The sequence below is a fragment of the Pseudomonas sp. Irchel s3a18 genome, from assembly GCF_900187535.1.
GTDB lineage: Bacteria > Pseudomonadota > Gammaproteobacteria > Pseudomonadales > Pseudomonadaceae > Aquipseudomonas.
This window is the reverse complement of the sequence record NZ_FYDV01000008.1, coordinates 216,370-236,950: the sequence shown is the minus strand read 5'-3', so window position 1 is coordinate 236,950 and position 20,581 is coordinate 216,370. Positions and strand designations below refer to the sequence as shown.

The following is a 20,581-nucleotide window of genomic DNA, read 5'->3' as shown; positions in this document are numbered from 1 at the left end:
GGCATGTGGTTTTAGAGGGCTGAGGCATGTCTAGAGTCTGTCAAGTTACCGGTAAGGGTCCGGTGACTGGGAATAACATTTCCCACGCAAACAACAAAACCCGTCGTCGTTTCCTGCCGAACCTGCAGCATCACCGCTTCTGGGTTGAAGAAGAGAAACGTTTTGTGCGTCTGCGCGTATCTGCCAAAGGCATGCGTATCATCGACAAGCGTGGCATCACTGTCGTGCTGGCCGAACTTCGCCGCGATGGCAAGGTTTAAGGGAGCTAATCATGCGTGAATTGATTCGTTTGATTTCGAGCGCCGGTACTGGTCACTTCTACACTACCGACAAAAACAAGCGTACTACTCCGGACAAAATCGAGATCAAGAAATTTGATCCGGTTGTTCGCAAGCACGTGATCTACAAAGAAGGCAAAATCAAGTAATTGATTTTTCTCTCTTAAGAAAAAGGCCCGTATCGCGAGATACGGGCCTTTTTCGTTGTGGCTTGAAAAGGCCTCAGGCCTTTTGTTCGAACGCCACGTAGATCTTGCGGCACGTCTCCAGCACCTCCCAGGTGCCTTTGAATCCGGCCGGAATGACGAAGCGATCGCCGGTGCGCAGGGTCTTGGCGTTGCCGTCGCTGTCGCGCAGTACCGAAACGCCCTGCACGATTTCGCAGTATTCGTGTTCGGTGAAGTTCACGGTCCACTGCCCGACTTCGCCTTCCCAGACGCCGGCGTTAAGCTGGCCACAGGGGCTGTTGTAGTGGTTGTAGACGGTTTGCTCAGGGTCGCCCTTGAGCACTTTGGCGGCCTCCGGGCGATAGCGTTCGGCGGCGGTGGTGGCCTGGCTGAAGTCGACGATGTTCTGGATGCTCATTGTTGTAATCCCCCGTGATTGCGACGCGAGTGGTTGAAAAGCCCCGAGTCTATGTTTATTAAAATGAACATCGCAAGGCCGTTTGCCAGCCTTGTGTCAAATATATTGAAACTAGAGGCGTGGCTGGTTTAGGGTGGTGGGTGCCTAGGGCCGATTTGAAGGCTGGCCGGGCCCATTTCCTGACAGTGCCTGCGTAGCCGCGTGGCGCTCGTATTCAATAAGAGGAGGACACTCGTATGACCACCCTGACTCGTGCCGACTGGGAACAACGTGCCCGCGACCTGAACATTGAAGGCCGCGCCTATATCAATGGCGAATACACCCATGCGGTCTCCGGCGAGACCTTCGAGTGCATCAGCCCGGTCGATGGCCGCCTGCTGGGCAAGATCGCCAGCTGCGACGCCGCCGACGCCCAGCGCGCCGTGGAAAACGCCCGCGCCACCTTCAATTCAGGTGTCTGGTCGCGCCTGGCCCCAGCCAAGCGCAAATCCACCATGATCCGTTTCGCTGGCCTGCTCAAGCAGCATGCCGAAGAGCTGGCGTTGCTTGAAACCCTGGACATGGGCAAGCCGATCAGCGACTCCCTGTACATCGACGTTCCGGGCGCGGCTCAAGCGCTGAGCTGGAGCGGCGAAGCCATCGACAAGATCTACGACGAAGTGGCGGCGACCCCTCACGACCAACTGGGTCTGGTGACCCGTGAGCCGGTGGGTGTGGTCAGCGCAATCGTGCCGTGGAATTTCCCGCTGATGATGGCCTGTTGGAAGCTGGGCCCGGCGTTGTCCACCGGTAACTCGGTGATCCTCAAGCCGTCCGAAAAATCTCCGCTGACCGCCATCCGTATTGCCGCGTTGGCCGTTGAAGCCGGTATCCCGAAAGGCGTGCTGAACGTACTGCCAGGGTACGGTCACACGGTTGGCAAGGCACTGGCCCTGCACATGGACGTCGACACCCTGGTGTTCACTGGCTCGACCAAGATCGCCAAGCAGTTGATGATCTACTCTGGCGAATCGAACATGAAGCGCGTTTGGCTCGAAGCCGGCGGCAAGAGTCCGAACATCGTGTTCGCCGATGCGCCGGACCTGCAAGCGGCGGCTGAATCCGCTGCCAGTGCCATTGCATTCAACCAGGGCGAGGTCTGCACGGCCGGCTCCCGTCTCCTGGTGGAGCGCTCGATCAAGGACCGCTTCCTGCCACTGGTGATCGAGGCCCTGAAAGCCTGGAAACCGGGCAACCCGCTGGATCCGGTCACCAACGTCGGTGCGCTGGTCGATACCCAGCAAATGAACACCGTGCTGTCCTATATCGAAGCGGGTCACGCCGATGGCGCCAAGTTGGTTGCGGGCGGCAAGCGCATCCTTCAGGAGACCGGTGGCACGTACGTTGAGCCAACGATTTTCGACGGTGTGAGCAACGCGATGAAGATCGCTCAGGAAGAGATCTTCGGCCCGGTGCTGTCGGTGATTACCTTCGACAGCGCCGAAGAAGCCATTCAGATCGCCAACGATACGCCTTATGGCCTGGCTGCCGCGGTGTGGACCCAGGACATTTCCAAGGCGCACCTGACGGCCAAGGCGCTGCGTGCCGGTAGCGTGTGGATCAACCAGTACGATGGTGGCGACATGACCGCTCCCTTTGGTGGCTTCAAGCAGTCGGGCAACGGCCGTGACAAGTCGCTGCACGCGTTCGACAAGTACACCGAGCTGAAGGCGACCTGGATCAAGCTGTAAGCCTTTCAGGGAGCCTGTTCTGAGCCAGGCTCCCTGAACGACGCAGTTCCCCTGTGGGAGCGAGCTTGCTCGCGATAGCGGTATGACAGTCGACGTCAGTGTTGAATGTTGCACCCCCATCGCGAGCAGGCTCGCTCCCGCATTGATTTGTGCTGTGCATAAAATATCCACAGGAGCGTGGAAAATGCGTTGGGCGACTTATTTCGCCGTGTTGGCGTCTGTCCTGAGTGTCGGCCTGGCCCTGGGTGTCAGCATGCCGCTGGTGTCGTTGCGCCTTGAAAGCTGGGGCTACGGCTCATTTGCTATCGGTGTGATGGCGGCGATGCCGGCGATTGGCGTACTGCTGGGTGCCAAGGTGTCCAGCCACCTGGCGGCGCGCCTGGGCACGGCGAATCTGATGCGTCTGTGCCTGTGGGCCGGCGCGGTGTCTATCGGCCTGCTGGCGTTGATGCCCAGTTACCCGGTCTGGCTGGTGTTGCGGCTGATGATAGGGGTCATCCTGACCATCGTATTCATCCTCGGCGAGAGCTGGATCAACCAGTTGGTGGTGGAGCAGTGGCGTGGTCGATTGGTGGCGCTGTACGGCAGCAGTTATGCCTTGAGCCAACTGTCCGGGCCAGTCTTGCTGGGCATGCTGGGCACGGAGAACGATTTCGGGTTCTGGGTGGGCGTCGCCTTGCTGGTGGTGTCGCCGCTGTTGCTGCTGGGGCGTAGCGGGGCGCCCAGCAGCGAAGCCTGCAGTGTCACGTTCAGCGACTTGCTGGTTTTCTGCCGTGGCTTGCCGGCGATTGCCTGGGCGGTGTCGTTGTTCGCGGCCTTCGAGGCGATGATTCTGACCTTGTTGCCGGTGTACTGCCTGCGGCAGGGATTCACCGCTGAAATCGCCTTGGCGATGGTCAGCACCGTGGTGGTCGGCGATGCCTTGTTGCAGTTGCCGATCGGCGCGTTGGCGGATCGTGTATCCCGGCGCACGTTGTTTGCCGGCTGTGCGGTGATTCTGCTGCTGTCGAGCCTGGCAATACCGCTGTTGATCGACACCTTGCTGATCTGGCCGCTGTGGGTACTGTTCGGGGCCAGTGCGGGTGGCTTGTTCACCCTGTCGCTGATTCTGATCGGCGAACGTTATCGCGATGATGCGTTGGTGCGAGCCAACGCCCACATCGCGCAACTGTGGGGGATCGGCTGCCTGATCGGTCCGCTCGCCGCGGGCGCCGGCAGCCAATGGATCAGTGGGCACGCCTTGCCGTGGCTGATGGCGGCGGGGGCGTTCGGGTTGATCGTCCTGTTGCTGCGCCAGGGGGCTTTTGGTGAGGTGGTCGAGCCGGCCTAGAGCATGCGCTCCAGGCCAACGGTGTTGCTGAACCAGGCATTGAAACGCCGCCACCAGTTCCCCGGCTCGCGGGTCAGGGTGTGCAGCTGGCCATTGTCTTCGGTCACCCATACCACCTGGCCGCTCTCCAGCCGGGCCTGATAACTCAGGGCCGGCGCCATGCCCTGCAAGGCCAGTTCGCGTACACGCTCGGCGAGTTCCGGGCTGTCCACCAGCACGCCGACTTCGGTATTCCAGAGCACCGAGCGTGGATCGAAGTTGAACGAACCGATGAACGATTTCTGCCGGTCAAAGACGATTGCCTTGCTGTGCAGGCTGGAGTCGGAGCCAGGGTAAGAGGCACTGCGGAAAAACTCTGGACCGCTGCCATCACCGTCATCGGGTTGTCGGCGCAGTTCGAACAGCTGCACGTCGTGCTCCAGCAACGCCTTGCGGTAGGGCGCGTAGCCGCCGTGTACCGCTGGCACATCGGTCGCTTCCAGCGAGTTGGTCAACAAGCTCACCGATACCCCGGCATCGGCGCGGCCTGTCAGGTAGACCAGCCCGGGAGGGCCGGGGACGAAATAGGCCGAGATCATCACCAGCTCTTTGCTGACCCCTTGCAGTTCGGGCGCCAGCTGGGTGGTCAGCAACAGTTGCGGGTCCGGTTCGCCCTTGGCCAGTACCTTGCTCGGCGCGTCCCATAACGCCTGGTTCCAGGCCCAGGTCAACTCGGTTCGCCAGGCGTCCAGGCGCGGGTCTGTCTGGTAGGTCTTCAGTTGCTGGTACAGCGAATGGTTCTGTCGGCGGCTTTCGTCCAGGGATGCCTGCAGTCTTGAGCGGGTGTCGGCCAGGTCCTTGGCGGTGGGCTTGTTGGCGACAAACCCGTCGATGGGTTTGCTCAGGGCGCTGTTCCAGTACTGGTCGAAGCTGTGCCCCAGTTGTTCGGCGACCGGTCCGATGCCCAGCAGGTCGATGTCGGTGAAATTCAGGTTGGGCTTGGCATCGAAGTACTCGTCACCCAGGTTGCGGCCGCCGACGATGGCGGCGCTGTTGTCCGCCAGCCACAGCTTGTTGTGCATGCGTCGGTGTTGCAGCGACAGGTTGAACAGCCGGCCCATGGTTCGCGTTACCCCGGTGCTGCGGCCCAAATGCAACGGATTGAACAGGCGAATCTGTATTTTCGGGTGAGCGGCCAGTGTGGCGATGGTCTGGTCCAGGCCGTCGCTGGTGGTGTCGTCGAGCAGAACACGAATACGCACGCCACGATCAGCCGCCTTGAGTAACTCGTTCACCAGCAGTCGTGTGCTGATGCCGTCGTGGACGATGTAGTACTGCAGGTCGAGGCTACGCTGGGCCTGGCGGATCAGTTCGGCGCGTGCGCTGAAGGCTTCGCCGCTGTCCGACAGCAGGCGGAAACCGGAGCGCCCTTGATACGCGGCTGCCTGGGCCTGGATCGAGCGGCCAAACGAGGACTCGCTCGCTGGCAATGCCTGGCTCGGCTCGCGTGCCACGTCGAGCGAGGCGCAGCCACTCATCAGCGTGAGGAGCAACACAAGGAGCAGGACAGGTCTGGGGCGCAAGTCGGTTGTTCCTGCAAAAGGGCCAGGCCCGGAGTATGGCACGGCTTGCGCAGTACTCAGACGTCCGCGCCGGGGCTCTCGGCCAGCAACTTGATTGCTGCAGCCCCGACCTTGCGCACCGCCTCTTCAATCTGCGGCGTAGGCTTGGCCGAGTAGTTCATGCGCAGGCAATTGCGGTACTTGCCCGAGGCGGAAAAGATACTGCCCACGGCAATCTGTACGCCCTGCTCGAGGAGTGCGCGATTGAGCTTCAGGGTGTCGAAGCCTTCAGGTAGTTCGACCCACAGCATAAAACTACCTTGCGGACGGCTGGCGCGGGTGCCGGACGGGAAGTAGCGGCTGACCCAATCAAGCATCAGGTCGCGATTGCGTTGGTATTGGGCGCGCATCCGCCGCAAATGAGGTTCGAAGTGACCGCCTTTCAAGAATTCAGCAATGGCGATCTGGGGTTGTGCCGCAGTCGAGCCGGTGCTGATGTATTTCATGTGCAGCACCCGTTCCAGGTACCGGCCTGGTGCGACCCAGCCGATGCGCAGCCCGGGCGCCAGGGTCTTGGAGAACGAACTGCAGAGCAAGACGCGGCCGTCTTCGTCGAACGACTTGATGGTGCGTGGTCGCGGGTAGGTGTAGGCCAGCTCGCCATACACATCGTCTTCGATGATGGCCACGTCAAACCGCTGTGCGAGCGTCAACAACGCGCGTTTTCGCGACTCCGGCATGATGTAGCCCAAAGGGTTGTTGCAGTTGGGGGTCAACTGTATGGCCTTGATCGGCCATTGTTCCAAGGCCAGTTCCAGCGCATCGAGACTGATCCCGGTAAGCGGGTCGGTGGGAATCTCCAGGGCTTTCATGCCCAGTCCCTTGAGTGTCTGCATGGCACCGTGAAAGCTTGGCGAGTCCACGGCGACGATGTCCCCCGGTTCGCAGATGGCGCGAATGCTGGTGGAGAGCGCTTCGTGGCAGCCGGTGGTGACCACCAGGTCGCTGGCGCTCAATTGGCTGCCGGAGTCGAGCATCAGGCGTGCGATCTGCTCACGCAACTCCAGTGTGCCGTAGATGTTGTCGTAATACAGGCCAGGCATGTCTTGCCGTCGGCTGATCCGGGCCAGGCTGCGCAGCAGGGGCTTGATGGTTGGCGTGGTGATGTCCGGCATGCCACGGCCCAGTTGCACGACGTCCTTGCGTGGCACGGCGCGGATCAGTTCCAGCACCAGGTCCCACTGGGAAATGTCGACCGGGCGTTGGGCCGGGCGACCAACCACCGGCAACTCCGGCAGCTCGCGCCCGACCGGGACGAAGTAGCCGGATTTCGGTTTCGGTCGCGCCAGCCCGCTGTCTTCCAGCACCCGGTAAGCCTGCTGCACCGTGCTCAGGCTGACCCCGTGCTCAACACTCAATGCCCGCACCGACGGCAGTCGGTCACCGGGGCGATAGAAGCCCTGTTCGATGCGTGTGCCGAGCAATTCGGCGAGGTTGACGTAAAGCGTCATGGTGCAGCCTCGGTGAAGAGATACGGGGATCAGTACAGATGGGTCAAAAATACAGGATTCAGTCGCTAAAACAGAAAATCTGTATGGAGGTAATACATATTCATTGAATCTGTAATGGTTTTGCCTGCCCGCGCATCATGGAATCTCTGGCTACCCAAGTAAACAGGAGCATTGAAAATGAACGGCTTGAGCGATGTGCGGCTGACGTTACACAGTCAGGAACTGGCGGCAGGACAGGAGCAGGGCATGCGTGAGGCCCGCGCCCGCAATGCGCCGTCCTGTCTGGGGCGCTGGGGCCTGTTCTGGCATCGTCTGCACACGCGCAAGGTGTTGCTGGAGCTCTCGGCGCAGCAGTTGCGCGATGTGGGCTTGAGCCGTGAACAGGCGCGGGCGGAGGGGTTGAAGCCGTTCTGGCGGTTGTAAGTGTTGCCGTGTGTGATCGTTCCCGCGTGCGTGGGAACGACCAAATCAGCATCAGACCAGCTCTTTAAGCCGGTGCCACAACATCCCCAGCGCCAACAGCGGCGAGCGAAAGTGCTTGCCGCCGGGGAAGGTGATATGTGGCACCTTGGCGAACAGGTCAAACCCTCCGCCCTGCTGGCCACTGATGGCTTCGGCCAGCAGCTTGCCGGCCAGGTGGGTGGCGTTGACGCCATGGCCTGAGTACGCCTGGGCGTAATACACATTCGGCTGGTCTTTGAGCCGGCCTATCTGCGGCAGGCGGTTGGCACCGATGCCGATCATCCCGCCCCACTGATAATCGATCTTTACCCCACCCAGTTGCGGGAACACCTCAAGCATTTTCGGCCGCATATAAGCGCCGATGTCCGAAGGGTCGCGGCCTGAATAGTGGCAGGCCCCGCCAAACAGCAAGCGCCGATCAGCTGAGAGTCGGTAGTAGTCCAGCGCCACGCGCTGGTCACAGACCGCCATGTTCTGCGGCAGCAGGGCATGCGCCTGGGCTTCGCTCAAGGGTTCGGTGGCAATGATGTAGCTGCCGGCGGGCAGCACTTTGCCGCTGAGTTCCGGGTTCAGATCATTGAGGTAGGCGTTGCAGCCCAGCACCAGCGTCTTGGCGCGCACCGCCCCTTGTGCCGTGTGGACCTGGACCTCATTGCCATAGTCGATGCGGGTCACGGCCGAGTGTTCGAACAGTTTCACCCCCAGTTGCTGCGCCGCTGCCGCTTCACCCAGGGCCAGGTTCAGCGGGTGCAGGTGTCCGGAGCCCATGTCGATCAAGCCGCCGACATAGCGGTCGGAGCCGACCACACTGTGCATTTCATGGGCTTGCAGCAGTCGGGTCTCATAGCGATAGCCGAGGCTACGCAGTTCGGCCGCGTCCTCGGCAAAGCCTTCAAGGTCTCGCGGTTTATTGGCCAGGTCGCAGTAACCCCAGGTCAGGTCGCAGGCAATCTGAAACTGTTCGACCCGCCGACGGACGATCTCCACCGCTTCCAGGCCCATGAGTTTCATCTGGCGAACGCCGTCTGCGCCGATCACGTCAGTGAATTGGTCCAGGCCATGGCCGACGCCGCGAATCAGCTGCCCGCCGTTGCGTCCGCTGGCCCCCCAGCCGATCTTGTGGGCCTCGAGCAGCACCACGCTGAGGCCGCGTTCGGCCAGCTCGATGGCGGTGTTCAGACCGGAAAAACCGCCGCCTACCACGCACACGTCAGCCAACAACTGGCCCTGGAGCACTGGGTGATCAGGCTGCGGCAGGCTGCTGGCGGCGTAATAGGAGGCGGTGTGGTTGCTCGGAACAGGTTGCTGAACGCGGGCGTGCATGGGGGTGATCCTGAGTTTTCGGTGTTGAGTAAATTTTACGGAGCATAAGCCGGACCTTTCGGCGCGGGCAACACTGGTCGGCCAGTGCTGTCTGGTGTCAGGCTTTTAGGGCAAAATTGCGCCCCGTTCACTTTCTCCGGTATTCATTTCGATGAGCTGCAACCGCCAGACCGTTCGCACACTCCGGCAGCAGATCCCTTCGTTCGAGTGCGTCCCCGGTTGCCACGACTGCTGTGGGCCGGTGACGACTTCGCCGGAAGAAATGTCCCGCCTGCCGCGCAAGACCCGCGCCGAGCAGGATGCGGCGATGGATGAATTGAACTGCGTGCACCTGGGGCCCGACGGCTGCACCGTGTACGAAGAGCGGCCACTGATCTGTCGCCTGTTCGGTACCACGCCCACCTTGCCATGCCCCAATGGTCGCGGCCCCGTGGAGTTGATTCATCCACGGGTCGAGAAACAGATTCACGCGTACATGGCCAGCACCCGGCAGGTTCTCGTGTGATGTGCTCGCTCCCACGCTCTGCGTGGGAGCGAGCATATGCAGCTTGGTTCAATCCGGAATCGGCAAGCTCAAGCTCTCTTTCACTTCTTCCATCACGATATAGCTCTTGGATTCGCGCACGTGGGGCAGCTTGAGCAGGATGTCGCCCAACAGTTTGCGGTACGAAGCCATTTCGGAAATCCGCGCCTTCACCAGGTAGTCGAAATCCCCTGAGACCAGGTGGCATTCCAGCACATGGGGCAGTTTCAGCACCGCGCGTCGGAACTCTTCAAAGGTATCGCCGGATTTGTAGTCGAGGCTGATTTCGACGAACACCAGCAGGCTACCCTTAAGGTGCTGCGGGTTGAGCCGGGCGTTGTAGCCCATGATGATCCCTTCGCGCTCCAGGCGGCGCACCCGCTCCGTGCAGGGCGTGGTCGACAGTCCGACCTTTTCCCCGAGTTCCGTGAACGAGATTCGCCCATCGGCTTGCAGGATGCGCAGGATGTTCCGGTCGATCTTGTCCAGCTCACGTTTGGTCTGAGTGTTGGTCCGCATAGGGGATGCGCCTCCGTCAAAAGCTATTTTGCCGAGAATTGTCGCCAAATATAGGCACTTATATAGTGAAAAGCACTGGCAAATGTTTTTTAAACTGCGCTCATCATTGCTTGCACACAACAAACGTCGGCGACAAGCCGCGATGAGGGATAAAAAATGCGCGTTCTGGTCTTGGGTAGCGGCGTTATCGGTACCGCCAGTGCCTACTATCTGGCTCGGGCCGGCTTTGAAGTGACGGTCGTGGACCGTCAACCGGCCGCTGCCATGGAAACCAGTTTCGCCAACGCCGGCCAGGTCTCGCCGGGCTACGCATCGCCATGGGCTGCGCCGGGTGTGCCGCTCAAGGCCATCAAATGGCTGTTGCAGCGCCACGCACCGCTGGCGATCAAGGCCACCGCCGATATCGACCAATACCTCTGGATGGCGCAGATGCTGCGCAACTGCACCGCCAGCCGTTACGCCGTGAACAAAGAGCGCATGGTCCGCCTGTCCGAGTACAGCCGTGACTGCCTCGACGAATTGCGCGCGGAAACCGGCATTGCCTATGAAGGCCGCAGCCTGGGCACGACCCAACTGTTCCGCACCCAGGCACAGCTCGATGGCGCCGCTAAAGACATCGCTGTGCTCAAGGAGTCCGGCGTTCCCTTCGAGCTGCTCGACCGTGCCGGCATTGCCCGTGTCGAACCGGCCCTGGCCAGCGTGACCGACATTCTCGCCGGCGCACTGCGTCTGCCGAACGACCAGACCGGCGACTGCCAGATCTTCACCACGCGCCTGGCTGAAATGGCCATGCAACTGGGTGTGGAGTTCCGTTTCGGCCAAGACATTCAACGCCTCGACTACGCTGGCGACCGGATCAATGGCGTGATGATCGACGGCAAGCTGGAAACCGCGGACCGTTACGTCCTGGCGCTCGGCAGTTACTCGCCGCAGTTGCTCAAGCCGCTGGGCATCAAGGCCCCGGTTTATCCGCTCAAGGGTTACTCGCTGACCGTGCCGATCACCAACCCGGCGATGGCTCCGACTTCGACCATCCTCGACGAGACCTACAAGGTCGCGATCACCCGTTTCGACAACCGTATTCGTGTAGGCGGCATGGCTGAAATAGCCGGTTTTGACCTGTCGCTGAACCCGCGTCGACGCGAAACGCTGGAGATGATCGTCAACGATCTTTATCCTCAAGGCGGCGACCTGACCCAGGCCAGTTTCTGGACCGGATTGCGTCCGACCACGCCGGATGGCACGCCGATTGTCGGTGCCACCCCGTTCAAGAACCTGTTCCTGAACACGGGGCATGGCACGCTCGGCTGGACCATGGCGTGTGGCTCCGGCCGCTTGCTGGCTGACCTGATGGCGAAGAAAAAGCCGCAGATCAGCGCTGAAGGTCTCGATATTTCCCGTTATGGCAACACCCCCCAGGAGTCCGCAAAACATGGTAATCCAGCGCCAGCTCACCAATGAGCGTTTGAGCCAGATCGTGGTTCACAGCGGCACCGTGTATCTGGCAGGGCAGGTCGGCGACGATATGGGCGCCGGGATTGAACAGCAGACTCGCGAAACCCTCGCCAACATCGAGCGCTTGCTGGACCTGGCGGGTACCGACAAGAGCCGGTTGTTGTCGGTGACGATTTACCTGAAAGACATTGATGCCGATTTCCAGGGCATGAACAGTGTCTGGGATACCTGGCTGCCGAAGAACGTTGCGCCAGCACGGGCAACGGTTGAAGCCAAACTGTGCGAACCGGAAATTTTGGTCGAGCTGTCGGTCGTGGCCGCTCTGCCTTGAACGATCCCTCTCCCGGTGCTATTGGTGGTTCACGCCGCCAGTCAGCGCCGGTTTTTTTTCTCTCGAGACCGCCTAGAAGTCTGCCGCCATGCGTCCTGCCCGTGCCCTGATCGATCTTCAAGCCCTGCGTCATAACTATCAACTGGCCCGCGAACTCACGGGGGCTCGTGCCCTCGCGGTGATCAAGGCCGATGCCTACGGCCATGGTGCGGTGCGCTGCGCCCAGGCCCTGGAGGCCGAGGCGGACGGTTTTGCCGTTGCCTGTATCGAAGAAGCCCTGGAGCTGCGTGCCGCCGGCATTCGCGCGCCGGTGTTGCTGCTCGAAGGCTTTTTCGAAGCCGATGAGCTGTCGCTGATCGTCGAGCATGATTTCTGGTGCGTGGTGCATTCGCTCTGGCAACTCGAGGCGATCGAGAAAGCCGCCTTGCGCCAGCCGATCACGGTCTGGCTCAAGCTGGACTCGGGCATGCACCGGGTCGGCCTGCATCCGGCGGATTATCAAGCGGCGTATCAGCGCCTGCTGGCCAGCGGCAAGGTGTCGAAGATTGTGCTGATGAGTCACTTCGCTCGCGCGGATGAGCTCGACAACAGCAGTGCCGCAGAGCAGGTCGCGGTGTTCGAAGCCGCGCGCCAGGGGTTGTCGGCGCAGGTCAGCTTGCGCAATTCGCCCGCCGTGCTCGGCTGGCCTCAGGTGCCGAGCGATTGGGTGCGACCGGGCATCATGCTCTATGGCGCGACACCCTTCGAGGAGGCCAATCCGGTTGCCGCGCGTTTGCAGCCCGTGATGACCCTCGAATCGAAAGTCATCAGCGTACGCGAACTGCCCGCTGGCGAGCCCGTGGGTTATGGCGCCCGATTCATCACCCAGAAGCCGATGCGCATTGGCGTGGTCGCCATGGGGTATGCCGACGGTTATCCGCGTCAGGCGCCTACCGGTACGCCCGTGTTGGTGGCCGGGCAGCGCAGTCAGCTGCTGGGGCGGGTGTCGATGGACATGCTGTGCATCGATTTGACCGATGTGCCTCAGGCGGGCCTCGGTTCGACGGTCGAATTGTGGGGTAAAAACATCCTGGCCAGTGATGTGGCGATGGCCGCCGACACCATCCCTTACCAGATATTCTGCAATCTGCGTCGCGTGCCACGGCTCTATAGCGGGGACTGACGGGGCGCGGGGCTGACCGGAAGTCGCTTTGCCGAACAGGACTCAGGCTCAAGTGTTGTAAATACTGAACGCTGTCGCCATGATAACGTTCACTATCCACACAATCTGAATCCTGGGAGGCTAATGCATTGGACGTCGGTGAACGACTGCAATCGATCCGTAAACTGAAAGGTCTTTCCCAGCGTGAGCTCGCCAAGCGTGCGGGTGTCACCAACAGCACCATTTCGATGATCGAGAAAAACAGCGTCAGCCCCTCCATCAGTTCGCTGAGGAAGGTGCTTGGCGGTATTCCCATGTCCATGGTCGAGTTCTTTTCCGAAGAGATTCTTCAGGAAAAGCCGACTCAGATTGTCTACAAGGCCAACGAGCTGATTGATATCTCCGATGGTGCCGTGACCATGAAACTGGTCGGCAAGGCCCATCCGAGTCGCGCTATCGCCTTCCTCAACGAGATCTATCCACCCGGTGCCGACACCGGGGAAGAGATGCTCACCCATGAGGGCGAAGAAACCGGAATCCTGCTCGAAGGACGGCTGGAGTTGGTGGTCGGTCTGGAGACTTTTGTGCTGGAAGCTGGCGACAGCTACTATTTTGAAAGCACCAAGCCACACCGTTTCCGCAATCCGTTTGATGCGCCGGCGCGACTAATCAGCGCAGCCACACCCGCGAATTTTTAAGAAAAGAGGCGTCCGCCGAGGTTTTGCGAGCCGCCCGAGCCGTTTTTCGTCATTACTTAATACCCCTTGGACTTTAGGGTTGTTTCAGTGTGGCGGGCTAACCGTTATACTTGCGCCCGCCTGCGAAACCGTGGCCGTGGGCGTGACTAGCCACCATTGAGGGTGTACGCGTGAACCTAATTATGAAAATGCTGGCCGCACCAGCAACCGTATTGGCCCTTTGGGCAGTCAGCGCTCAAGCTGCGACTACCGACGATATTGCTAAACGCCTTGAACCAGTCGGCCAGGTCTGTGTGCAAGGTCAAGAGTGCAAAGGGATGGAAGTCGCTGCTTCGGCAGGCGGCGGTGGAGCGAAAACGCCGGACGAGATCATTGCCAAGCACTGCAATGCTTGCCACGGCTCGGGTCTGCTGGGCGCACCGAAAATCGGTGATACCGCTGCCTGGAAAGCACGTGCCGATCACCAGGGCGGCCTTGACGGCATCCTGGCAAAAGCGATTACCGGCATCAACGCAATGCCCCCTAAAGGCACCTGCGCAGATTGCTCCGACGCTGATCTGAAAGGCGCTATCCAGAAGATGTCCGGCTTGAAGTAAGCCTCATCTTCAGCGAAAAAGCCGCTTTCGAGCGGCTTAATGAGATGGTCACCCCCACACCCTGCGAGGGCTACGCTTTCGCAGGGTGTTTTGTTTTCGGAGGCCATCATCATGAGTGAGTCAGCGCTGATCGGTATCGATCTCGGTAAACACAGTTTTCACCTGCACGGCCAAGACACTGCGGGCCGAGAGGTGTTTCACAAGAAGCTCACGCGAGCACAGATGATGCATTTTTTCGGCAACCTGCCGAGCTGCGTCGTAGTGATGGAGGCCTGCGCCGGGGCGCACTTTGTCGCTCGCCAACTGACGGCGATGGGACATACGGCCAAGCTGATTTCTCCACAGTTCGTTCGGCCCTTCGTTAAAGGCAACAAAAACGACTTCGTGGATGCCGAAGCTATTTGCGAGGCCGCATCACGTCCATCGATGCGCTTCGTTACGCCTAAAACCGCAGCCCAGCAAACCCTGTCTGTTCTGCACCGTCTGCGTGAATCGCTGGTGCATGAGCGCACCAAAACCACTAATCAGATGCACGGTTTCCTGTTGGAGTTTGGTATCAGCCTGCCCAAAGGCCTGGCAATCATGAAGCGTTTGGCGAGTGTCTTGGCCGAGCACGAGTTGCCCATTCGGTTGAGGGTGTTGCTGCAACGCCTGTATGAGCACTTCAGTTACCTGGATGAGCAAATCAAGGCGCTGGATAAAGAGCTGGCGGGCCAACTGGCCGACGATGATCTGGGTAGCCGTTTGCTGAGCCTGCCGTGTGTTGGTCCGATCACCGCCAGCCTGCTGGCTGTCGAGATGGGCGATGGGAAACAGTACAAATGCAGCCGCGATTTCGCCGCCTCCGTGGGCCTGGTGCCCAGACAATATAGCACGGGCGGCAAGGCCAACCTGCTGGGGATCAGCAAGCGCGGTGACAAGCACCTGCGACAACTGTTGGTGCAGTGTGCTCGGGTTTATATGCAGAGGCTGGAACATCAAAAAGGAGCGCTGGCCGACTGGGTTCGTTCATTGCTTGGGCGACGACACTCGAATGTGGTGGCCTGCGCCTTGGCCAACAAACTGGCGCGGATCGCGTGGGCGATAGCCGCCCACCATACGCAATATGAAACAGGGCCAGACGCCTTGAACGCCTGACCCTGCGGTTGTTGCTGTGCCACGAATCACCTTTCAGGTTTTGCGATAGCTGAACAACAGATGACGTGAACGGCCCACCGGCCTGGCGAAGAACCTGACACAAAAATCGGCTTCAGAAGCCGTCGGATTTTTCAGGATCGTCAGGCGCGACTCTCATCGTGGCGCTGGGGCATGCCCCAAACAGACGCCGGATAGATTTATGCAAGCCAACCACTTCACCCGTTTATCAGTATTGCAAAAATGGGGGTGACCATAGATTTTTGTGCCCGCGATTTGATCAGGAGGCTGGTCATCGCGGGCCAGACCCGGCAAGCTCGAACGATCTCAACTCATGGATAGGTCGGGAGGCTCTGATGGTGCTGTCCGTTTCAATCGAACAGGCAGTCGATGATGTGCTCGCGCGGTTGCCTGCGCACATTCACCTCGGCCTGCCTCTGGGGCTGGGCAAGCCCAACCGCTTCGTCAATGCGCTTTATCAACGCATTGCCCAACTGCCCGAACGGCAGCTGACGGTCTATACCGCATTGAGCCTGGGGCGCCCGTCATTGGGCGACGGGTTGCAGCGGCGTTTCCTGGAACCTTTCGTTGAGCGAGTGTTTGGCGATTATCCCGAGCTGGATTACCTCGCCGACCTGCATCGCGACTCGCTGCCACCCAACATTCACATCGAGCAGTTTTTCTTGCAGCCCGGCAGCTTGTTGCACAGTGCGCCGGCGCAGCAAGACTATGTCAGCAGCAACTACAGCCATGCCGCCCGGGACATCAATGCGGCGGGCTTGAACTTGGTGGCGCAACTGGTGGCGCATGATCCGCGGCAGCCGGCTCGTCTGAGCCTGAGCTGCAACCCGGACATCACCCTTGATCTGCTGCCGATGATCGCCAGGCGCCGGGCCGCAGGAGAAACCATCTTGCTGGTGGGCCAGGTGCACAGCGATCTGCCGTACATGCCCGGCGACTCGGAATTGGGGCGCGAGGCGTTTGACCTGTTGCTCGACGAAGTGGAGGGCAGTACGCTGTTCTCCACGCCGAACATGCCAGTGGGCTTGCAGGATCACTGCATTGGCCTGCACGCCAGCACCCTGGTGCGCGACGGAGGCACCCTGCAGATCGGCATCGGTTCCATGGGGGATGCCCTGACGGCTGCGTTGTTGGCGCGCCAGGCAGACAACGACGGTTATCGCGCGCTGCTGACGGACCTCGATGTCCACTACTGGGCGCCGCTGATCAGTCGTGAAGGCGGTGTGGAGCCGTTTGCCAAGGGGCTTTACGGTTGCAGCGAGATGTTCGTCAACGGCCTGCTCGCGTTGTCCGACGCCGGGATCGTACGGCGCAAGGTTTATCCGAGCGTCGCCCTGCAACAGCAAGCCAACGCCGGCACCCTCGACGAATCGTCACAGCAGGGCGGCGTCTCGGTGCACGGTGGTTTCTTCCTCGGGCCGCGCAGTTTCTATCAGCGGCTGCGTGATTTGCCCCACAGCAAACTCACCGAGTTCAACATGACCGCCATCAGTTACATCAACGAGTTGTATGGTCACGAGGCGCTCAAGCGCTTGCAGCGTGTGGATGCGCGCTTCATCAACAGTGCCTTCACCGTAACGCTGATGGGGGCTGGAGTGGCCGATCAACTGGAGGATGGGCGGGTGTTGAGTGGCGTGGGCGGGCAGTACAACTTTGTTGCCCAGGGCCATGCACTGGAGGGGGCGCGCTCGATTCTGATCCTGCGCAGCTGGCGCGAGGCGGCTGGCGAGGTCAGCTCCAATATTGTCTGGGAATACGGCCACTGCACCATCCCGCGGCATTTGCGCGATATCGTGATCACCGAGTACGGCATCGCCGACCTGCGGGGTAAAACCGATGCCAAGGTGATCGAGGCGCTGTTGAATATCAGCGACTCGCGCTTCCAGCTGGGCCTGATCGAGCAGGCGCAGAAGGTCGGCAAGCTGCCAAAGGATTTCAGCCTTGAGCCGCGCTTCACCGACAACACCCCGCAGCGCCTGCAGGTGATTGCAGCGCGACACCCGCGATTGTTTCCGGAGTATCCGCTGGGCAGTGATTTCACAAGCGAGGAGCGGGACTTGTTGCGGGCGCTGAACTGGCTCAAGAGCAAGTTCAAGCTGACCGAGATACTCGAGTTGGGCAAGGCTGCGCTGGACGCACCGGAGCCGTCGCAGTATCCGGCTCACCTTGCGCGGATGCAACTGGCCAAGCCTGAGGGGCTGAAGGAGGATTTGTATCAGCGATTGTTGCTGGCGGGGCTGAAGGCTACTGTGCAGTAACCGCCAACACAAAACACCTGTGGGAGTGAGCCTGCTCGCTCCCACAGGTGCTGCTTTGTACTTGCGGCTTGACGCTCAGGGCTTGCAGCTGCCCTTATTCGATAAAAGTCACGACGCCGCCCGCCAGGGATTTGACCCGGGCCAGGGATTCGACGCGGTAGCCTTGCGAGTCCAGTTCGGCGCGGCCGCCCTGGAACGACTTCTCGATCACGATCCCCAGGCCTGCCACGGTGGCGCCGGCCTGCTTGATGATCGAGATCAACGCTTGCGAGGCCTTACCGTTGGCCAGGAAGTCGTCGATGATCAGCACGCGGTCGCTGCTGGTCAGGTGGCGCGGGGAGATCGCCACGGTGCTTTCGGTCTGCTTGGTGAACGAGTACACGGTCGCCGACAGCAGGTTTTCAGTCAGGGTCAGGGACTGGTGCTTGCGGGCGAAGATCACCGGAACGCCCAGGTTCAGGCCGGTCATGATCGCCGGGGCAATGCCCGAGGCTTCGATGGTAACGATCTTGGTGATGCCCGAGTCCTTGAACAGCGCAGCGAATTCGTCGCCGATCAGCTTCATCAGGGCCGGGTCGATCTGGTGGTTCAGAAAGGCGTCGACTTTCAGGACCTGGTCGGAAAGCACGATGCCTTCTTCGCGAATTTTCTTGTGCAGTGCTTCCATGAAGCTTCCTCTGATGGCGCTCCAGGCACTGTGAAAACTACTGCGCTCGGTAATCCTGCGTTAAAAACAGGCTCGGAATGCTCATTTACAGCCAGTAAAGTCGAGTGCGACTCCAACCGTTCCTCGCCTGTTTTTGCCTTGTCTTACCTTCGCTCGCTACGTTTTCACAGCGCCTGGCCATGCCTATGTTCAGTTAAAAAAGTAGTCAATTCTAGCGCTTTAACATCGCGCGTATATCCGCCAATGCGCTATTGCCACGCACGGCTTTCACTTCGGTCGGGGTATCGTCATTGCCTTCCCAGGCCAGGTCGTCCGGCGGCAGCTCATCGAGAAAACGGCTCGGGGAGCAGTCGATGATCTCGCCGTACTGCTTGCGCTTGGCGGCAAAGGTAAAGGCCAGGGTCTGGCGCGCGCGGGTGATCCCGACATAGGCCAGGCGGCGTTCTTCCTCGATGGTGTCGGCTTCGATGCTGGAGCGGTGGGGAAGGATTTCCTCTTCCATGCCCATGATGAACACGTAGGGGAATTCCAGGCCCTTGGAGGCATGCAGGGTCATCATCTGCACGCCCTCGGCGCCGTCTTCCTCTTCCTGCTGACGCTCGAGCATGTCGCGCAGCACCAATTTGCCGATCGCGTCTTCGACGGTCATTTCACCGTCTTCATCTTTCTCCAGGGTATTTTTCAACGCCTCGATCAGGAACCAGACGTTACCCATGCGGTAGTCGGCAGCCTTGTCGCTGGAGCTGTTGGTGCGCAGCCAGTTTTCATAGTCGATGTCCATGACCATGCTGCGCAGGGCCGAGATCGGGTCTTCGCCGGCGCACTGCTCGCGCACCTTGTCCATGAAGCGCTTGAAGCGCGCCAGGCGGTCGGTGAAGCGGCTGTCCAGGTGTTCGCCCAGGCCGATTTCGTCGGTGGCGGCGTACATCGAGACCTTGCGTTCGGTGGCGTAGTTGCCGAGCTTTTCCAGGGTGGTCGAGCCGATTTCCCGGCGCGGGACGTTGATCACCCGCAGGAAAGCGTTGTCGTCATCCGGGTTCACGATCAGACGGAAGTAGGCCATCAGGTCTTTGACTTCCTGGCGCCCGAAGAAGCTGTTGCCGCCCGACAGGCGATAGGGCACCTGGTGGTGTTGCAGCTTCAATTCGATCAGCTTGGCCTGGTAGTTGCCGCGATAGAGGATTGCGAAATCGCTGTACGGGCGGTCGGTGCGCAAGTGCAGGCTGAGGATTTCCACGGCCACGCGCTCGGCTTCGGCGTCTTCGTTGCGGCAGCGGATGACGCGGATTTCGTCACCATGGCCCATCTCGCTCCACAGTTGCTTTTCAAACTCGTGGGGGTTGTTCGAGATCAGCACGTTGGCGCAGCGCAGGATGCGGCTGGTGGAGCGGTAGTTCTGCTCCAGCATCACCACTTTCAAGGACGGGTAGTCGTCCTTGAGCAGCATCAGGTTTTCCGGGCGGGCGCCACGCCAGGCGTAGATCGACTGGTCGTCGTCACCGACCACGGTGAACTGGTTGCGCGTGCCGATCAGCAGTTTCACCAGCAAATACTGGCTGGCGTTGGTGTCCTGGTATTCGTCCACCAGCAGGTAGCGGACTTTGTTCTGCCACTTCTCGAGGATGTCGGCGTGTTCCTGGAACAGCTTGACCGGCAGCAGGATCAGGTCGTCGAAGTCCACCGCGTTGAACGCCTTGAGCGTGCGCTGGTAGTGGGTGTAGACGATGGCGGCGGTTTGTTCCTTGGGATTGCGGGCGTTTTCCAGCGCCTCGGGCGGCAGGATCAGGTCGTTCTTCCAGGCGCCGATCATGTTCTTGATCTCGTCGACGCCGTCGTCGCCCGAGTATTCCTTCTGCATGATGTCGGTCATCAGGGCTTTGACGTCGGTCTCGTCGAAAATCGAGAAACCGGGCTTGTAGCCCAGGCGCACATGCTCCTTGCGGATGATGTTCAGTCCCAGGTTGTGGAAGGTGCAGACCGTCAGGCCGCGCCCTTCGCCACCCTTGAGCAACGTGCCGACCCGTTCCTTCATCTCGCGCGCGGCCTTGTTGGTAAAGGTCATGGCGACGATGTACTGCGCACGAATGCCGCAGCTCTGGATCAGGTGGGCAATTTTGCGGGTGATCACGCTGGTCTTGCCGGAGCCTGCACCGGCGAGCACCAAAAGAGGGCCGCCGACGTAGCTCACGGCTTCTTGCTGCCGGGGATTGAGTCGGGACATGACGGAAAAAGGGGTCGATTACGAAAAGGGCGGGCATTTTAACAGGATGCACGGATTCTGCCGCCTCTCTCCGACTTGTGACGTACCACGCGATCTAAATTTGCCGGTTTTGTTACTTTCGCGCAGGATGCGTGCTGAATTTGCGTCTAATGTTCGATTTAGAGCGGTACAACACAGTGTTTGATAATCAATACCATTTGCTCCTGATTATCTGCGCGTCATAATGCCCGCCGCCAACATCTTTTGCAGAGTCTAGG

General features: G+C 60.3%; 20 protein-coding genes. 13 read left to right on the top strand and 7 right to left on the bottom strand.

What is annotated here, in order from left to right; genetic code table 11:
• Positions 1–26 precede the first annotated feature (26 nt).
• Complete coding sequence (gene rpmB / locus CKW29_RS14165; RefSeq protein ID WP_007975166.1) at positions 27–260, top strand: 50S ribosomal protein L28; 234 nt, start codon at positions 27–29, stop codon at positions 258–260.
• 11 nt (positions 261–271) lie between these two features.
• Positions 272–427, top strand: a complete 156-nt coding sequence (gene rpmG / locus CKW29_RS14160; RefSeq protein ID WP_007894709.1) for a 50S ribosomal protein L33 — start codon at positions 272–274, stop codon at positions 425–427.
• Positions 428–500: 73 nt separating this feature from the next.
• On the opposite strand, the gene CKW29_RS14155 is transcribed toward rpmG, so the two are convergent.
• Entirely contained in the window at positions 501–863 is a 363-nt protein-coding gene (locus tag CKW29_RS14155) for a cupin domain-containing protein (protein WP_095148696.1), read from the bottom strand.
• A gap of 236 nt (positions 864–1,099) precedes the next feature.
• On the opposite strand from CKW29_RS14155, the gene CKW29_RS14150 reads away from it, so the two are divergent.
• Together CKW29_RS14150 and CKW29_RS14145 are read left to right on the top strand one after the other, a co-directional pair.
• Positions 1,100–2,593, top strand: a complete 1,494-nt coding sequence (locus tag CKW29_RS14150) for an aldehyde dehydrogenase (RefSeq protein ID WP_095148695.1) — start codon at positions 1,100–1,102, stop codon at positions 2,591–2,593.
• A 184-nt stretch (positions 2,594–2,777) separates the two neighbouring features.
• Positions 2,778–3,923, top strand: a complete 1,146-nt coding sequence (locus CKW29_RS14145; RefSeq protein ID WP_095148694.1) for an MFS transporter — start codon at positions 2,778–2,780, stop codon at positions 3,921–3,923.
• Here CKW29_RS14145 and CKW29_RS14140 read toward each other — a convergent pair.
• Positions 3,920–5,485 carry a phospholipase D family protein gene (locus CKW29_RS14140; protein WP_256584910.1) on the bottom strand — a complete coding sequence of 522 codons (1,566 nt, stop codon included), beginning with the start codon at positions 5,483–5,485 and terminating at the stop codon, positions 3,920–3,922. The two genes, CKW29_RS14145 and CKW29_RS14140, sit on opposite strands and share 4 nt — an antisense overlap.
• Before the next feature lie 56 nt (positions 5,486–5,541).
• The gene (locus tag CKW29_RS14135) at positions 5,542–6,975 is read right to left on the bottom strand and encodes a PLP-dependent aminotransferase family protein (RefSeq protein WP_095146318.1); all 1,434 of its coding nucleotides are present in this window, start codon (positions 6,973–6,975) and stop codon (positions 5,542–5,544) included.
• 177 nt (positions 6,976–7,152) lie between these two features.
• Between CKW29_RS14135 and CKW29_RS14130 the strand changes: the two genes are divergently transcribed.
• Positions 7,153–7,398, top strand: coding sequence for a DUF1127 domain-containing protein (locus tag CKW29_RS14130; protein WP_095146319.1), 246 nt, complete (start codon positions 7,153–7,155; stop codon positions 7,396–7,398).
• Positions 7,399–7,449: 51 nt separating this feature from the next.
• Here CKW29_RS14130 and CKW29_RS14125 read toward each other — a convergent pair whose 3' ends face one another.
• Positions 7,450–8,760, bottom strand: a complete 1,311-nt coding sequence (locus CKW29_RS14125) for an FAD-binding oxidoreductase (RefSeq protein ID WP_095146320.1) — start codon at positions 8,758–8,760, stop codon at positions 7,450–7,452.
• 151 nt (positions 8,761–8,911) lie between these two features.
• On the opposite strand from CKW29_RS14125, the gene CKW29_RS14120 reads away from it, so the two are divergent.
• Positions 8,912–9,265, top strand: a complete 354-nt coding sequence (locus tag CKW29_RS14120; protein WP_095081970.1) for a YkgJ family cysteine cluster protein — start codon at positions 8,912–8,914, stop codon at positions 9,263–9,265.
• A 48-nt stretch (positions 9,266–9,313) separates the two neighbouring features.
• Here CKW29_RS14120 and CKW29_RS14115 read toward each other — a convergent pair whose 3' ends face one another.
• The gene (locus CKW29_RS14115; protein ID WP_003177284.1) at positions 9,314–9,802 is read right to left on the bottom strand and encodes an Lrp/AsnC ligand binding domain-containing protein; all 489 of its coding nucleotides are present in this window, start codon (positions 9,800–9,802) and stop codon (positions 9,314–9,316) included.
• Positions 9,803–9,958: 156 nt separating this feature from the next.
• Between CKW29_RS14115 and dadA the strand changes: the two genes are divergently transcribed.
• The 7 genes from dadA (at position 9,959) to CKW29_RS14080 (ending at position 17,436) form a co-directional block, all read left to right on the top strand.
• Positions 9,959–11,263, top strand: a complete 1,305-nt coding sequence (gene dadA, locus CKW29_RS14110; protein WP_095148693.1) for a D-amino acid dehydrogenase — start codon at positions 9,959–9,961, stop codon at positions 11,261–11,263.
• A complete protein-coding gene (locus tag CKW29_RS14105) occupies positions 11,235–11,588 on the top strand; it encodes a RidA family protein (protein ID WP_095148692.1) in 354 nt (117 codons plus the stop codon). Before dadA ends, CKW29_RS14105 begins: the two co-directional genes overlap by 29 nt.
• Positions 11,589–11,676: 88 nt before the next feature.
• Complete coding sequence (gene alr / locus CKW29_RS14100; RefSeq protein ID WP_095148691.1) at positions 11,677–12,750, top strand: alanine racemase; 1,074 nt, start codon at positions 11,677–11,679, stop codon at positions 12,748–12,750.
• A 128-nt stretch (positions 12,751–12,878) separates the two neighbouring features.
• Positions 12,879–13,427, top strand: coding sequence for a cupin domain-containing protein (locus tag CKW29_RS14095; RefSeq protein ID WP_019694258.1), 549 nt, complete (start codon positions 12,879–12,881; stop codon positions 13,425–13,427).
• A gap of 182 nt (positions 13,428–13,609) precedes the next feature.
• Positions 13,610–14,023, top strand: coding sequence for a cytochrome c5 family protein (locus CKW29_RS14090; RefSeq protein ID WP_095146323.1), 414 nt, complete (start codon positions 13,610–13,612; stop codon positions 14,021–14,023).
• Between the two features lie 111 nt (positions 14,024–14,134).
• Positions 14,135–15,160 carry an IS110 family transposase gene (locus tag CKW29_RS14085; RefSeq protein ID WP_095148690.1) on the top strand — a complete coding sequence of 342 codons (1,026 nt, stop codon included), beginning with the start codon at positions 14,135–14,137 and terminating at the stop codon, positions 15,158–15,160.
• A gap of 353 nt (positions 15,161–15,513) precedes the next feature.
• On the top strand, positions 15,514–17,436 hold the full coding sequence (locus tag CKW29_RS14080; protein WP_095145802.1) for an acetyl-CoA hydrolase/transferase C-terminal domain-containing protein: 1,923 nt from the start codon (positions 15,514–15,516) through the stop codon (positions 17,434–17,436).
• 94 nt (positions 17,437–17,530) lie between these two features.
• On the opposite strand, the gene CKW29_RS14075 is transcribed toward CKW29_RS14080, so the two are convergent.
• A complete protein-coding gene (locus CKW29_RS14075; protein WP_095081958.1) occupies positions 17,531–18,103 on the bottom strand; it encodes a xanthine phosphoribosyltransferase in 573 nt (190 codons plus the stop codon).
• 211 nt (positions 18,104–18,314) lie between these two features.
• Positions 18,315–20,324 carry a DNA helicase Rep gene (rep, locus tag CKW29_RS14070; RefSeq protein ID WP_095148689.1) on the bottom strand — a complete coding sequence of 670 codons (2,010 nt, stop codon included), beginning with the start codon at positions 20,322–20,324 and terminating at the stop codon, positions 18,315–18,317.
• Between the last annotated feature and the right edge of the window lie 257 nt (positions 20,325–20,581).

What these genes read in the sequence shown, in the direction of transcription:
- rpmG (WP_007894709.1), top strand. Translation starts at nt 272, where the DNA reads ATGCGTGAATTGATTCGTTTGATTTCGAGCGCCGGTACTGGTCACTTC.
- CKW29_RS14120 (WP_095081970.1), top strand. Translation starts at nt 8,912, where the DNA reads ATGAGCTGCAACCGCCAGACCGTTCGCACACTCCGGCAGCAGATCCCT.
- CKW29_RS14130 (WP_095146319.1), top strand. Translation starts at nt 7,153, where the DNA reads ATGAACGGCTTGAGCGATGTGCGGCTGACGTTACACAGTCAGGAACTG.
- dadA (WP_095148693.1), top strand. Translation starts at nt 9,959, where the DNA reads ATGCGCGTTCTGGTCTTGGGTAGCGGCGTTATCGGTACCGCCAGTGCC.
- alr (WP_095148691.1), top strand. Translation starts at nt 11,677, where the DNA reads ATGCGTCCTGCCCGTGCCCTGATCGATCTTCAAGCCCTGCGTCATAAC.
- CKW29_RS14135 (WP_095146318.1), bottom strand. Translation starts at nt 6,975, where the DNA reads ATGACGCTTTACGTCAACCTCGCCGAATTGCTCGGCACACGCATCGAA.
- CKW29_RS14090 (WP_095146323.1), top strand. Translation starts at nt 13,610, where the DNA reads ATGAAAATGCTGGCCGCACCAGCAACCGTATTGGCCCTTTGGGCAGTC.
- CKW29_RS14085 (WP_095148690.1), top strand. Translation starts at nt 14,135, where the DNA reads ATGAGTGAGTCAGCGCTGATCGGTATCGATCTCGGTAAACACAGTTTT.
- rpmB (WP_007975166.1), top strand. Translation starts at nt 27, where the DNA reads ATGTCTAGAGTCTGTCAAGTTACCGGTAAGGGTCCGGTGACTGGGAAT.
- CKW29_RS14075 (WP_095081958.1), bottom strand. Translation starts at nt 18,103, where the DNA reads ATGGAAGCACTGCACAAGAAAATTCGCGAAGAAGGCATCGTGCTTTCC.
- CKW29_RS14125 (WP_095146320.1), bottom strand. Translation starts at nt 8,760, where the DNA reads ATGCACGCCCGCGTTCAGCAACCTGTTCCGAGCAACCACACCGCCTCC.
- CKW29_RS14145 (WP_095148694.1), top strand. Translation starts at nt 2,778, where the DNA reads ATGCGTTGGGCGACTTATTTCGCCGTGTTGGCGTCTGTCCTGAGTGTC.
- rep (WP_095148689.1), bottom strand. Translation starts at nt 20,324, where the DNA reads ATGTCCCGACTCAATCCCCGGCAGCAAGAAGCCGTGAGCTACGTCGGC.
- CKW29_RS14150 (WP_095148695.1), top strand. Translation starts at nt 1,100, where the DNA reads ATGACCACCCTGACTCGTGCCGACTGGGAACAACGTGCCCGCGACCTG.
- CKW29_RS14155 (WP_095148696.1), bottom strand. Translation starts at nt 863, where the DNA reads ATGAGCATCCAGAACATCGTCGACTTCAGCCAGGCCACCACCGCCGCC.
- CKW29_RS14080 (WP_095145802.1), top strand. Translation starts at nt 15,514, where the DNA reads ATGGTGCTGTCCGTTTCAATCGAACAGGCAGTCGATGATGTGCTCGCG.
- CKW29_RS14105 (WP_095148692.1), top strand. Translation starts at nt 11,235, where the DNA reads ATGGTAATCCAGCGCCAGCTCACCAATGAGCGTTTGAGCCAGATCGTG.
- CKW29_RS14115 (WP_003177284.1), bottom strand. Translation starts at nt 9,802, where the DNA reads ATGCGGACCAACACTCAGACCAAACGTGAGCTGGACAAGATCGACCGG.